The following is a 1,347-nucleotide window of genomic DNA, read 5'->3' on the forward strand; positions in this document are numbered from 1 at the left end:
CCGGCCGCCGGCCCGTCAGTCCTCGCCGTGATAACCGCGCAGCTCGCGGCGGCTCTCATGACGGCTCCGGCGACGGTCCTCACGGCGGAAGTAGTAGTCCGTGCACGAGCGGCAGCCGTTGTGCATGGTGTCGGCGAAGCGGGCGGTCACCACCCAGTAGCAGCCTCGCGCGGGGCGGATCACCGGCGCCGCCGTGGCGTCGATCCGGTCCGGCAGCGTGCACGTCCCGAAGCGGTGATCATGCTGCGGCCGGCAGGTCACCATCGGCCGCTCGGCCAGCTTCACCCACCACGGCCTGGTCTTGTCGGTCCTGCTCATACGGTCGCCTTTCGGCTCCGTGACGCCCCGGGATGGGGCTGTCATGAGCACCGGTGCACCGTGATCACCTCCGACGTGGCCTGCGACGTCACCCCACGATACGACAGCCGGACGACCCCGATCGGGTACGGCCCGGCCTGTCGCACCGTCCCGCCTTGTCCACCGCCACCGGCTCCGCTGCACTCGGCACCATGAACCTTCTGCGATCAGCGACGAGCGGGGCCGTGGCCGTGCTCGTCCTCGCCCTGGCCGGTCCCGCGACGGCGGCCCCACCGATGGGCACCCTGGAACTGCGCTACGCCGGCGACCTGGTGACCGCCACCCAGGTCGCCGACAGCAGCGGCAACGGCCTGCACGGCAGCATCCTCACCGGCGGCGGTGCCGTGACCTCGGTGGCCGGACCCGGCGGCGACCCGTTCCTGCGTTTCCCCGGCGGCAGCTGCACCCTCGCGCCGTGTCCACAAGCGATCATCCAGCCGGCCGGCAGCATCACCCTGGTCCCGGACGACGGCGGCGAGGGACGGTTCGTGTTCGGCGCCGACATCCGCCTCACCGAGCCGCCGTCCCCGGCCGCCGGCATGAACGTCTTCCAGTTCGGCGCGGCCGGGGCGGGCCTCAGCCAGTGGAAGATGCAGGTCGACTACGGCCGGCCCTCGTGCCGGTGGTCGGACGGCACCCGGTTCGTCCTGCTGCCGGCCGGGCCCGAGAACTTCCAGCTGGCGCTCGGCCGGTGGTACCGGGTCACCTGCGTACGGCTGTCCCCGGTGCTGTTCCAGATCCGCGTCCACGACCGGGAGACCGGCCGTCAGGTGCTGCCGCCCGCGCAGCAGACCGGTCCGCTGGACGACATCCTGCCCAGCGGCGCCGTGGTCATCGGCGGCAAGCGCATCCGGGCCGCCCAGAGCGACGTCGACACCGACCAGTTCCACGGCGACCTCGACACCCTCGAGTTCGGCCGCCGGCAGCTGCCCTCCGACACCTGAGCGTCCCGGCGCCCGCCCCGCGGCACGGCAGCCGGCGCCCCCCCCC

The 1,347-nt window shown here is 73.3% G+C and carries 2 protein-coding genes; one reads left to right on the forward strand and one right to left on the reverse strand.

Annotated elements, in window-relative coordinates:
• Positions 1-15: 15 nt before the first annotated feature.
• Positions 16-318, reverse strand: coding sequence for a hypothetical protein (locus tag AB0C29_RS48755; protein WP_360835229.1), 303 nt, complete (start codon positions 316-318; stop codon positions 16-18).
• Positions 319-509: 191 nt separating this feature from the next.
• Between AB0C29_RS48755 and AB0C29_RS48760 the strand changes: the two genes are divergently transcribed.
• The gene (locus AB0C29_RS48760) at positions 510-1,301 is read left to right on the forward strand and encodes a hypothetical protein (RefSeq protein WP_360835230.1); all 792 of its coding nucleotides are present in this window, start codon (positions 510-512) and stop codon (positions 1,299-1,301) included.
• Positions 1,302-1,347: the final 46 nt, after the last annotated feature.

Origin of the sequence: Actinoplanes sp. NPDC048791, from assembly GCF_040650095.1 — a bacterium.
GTDB lineage: Bacteria > Actinomycetota > Actinomycetes > Mycobacteriales > Micromonosporaceae > Actinoplanes.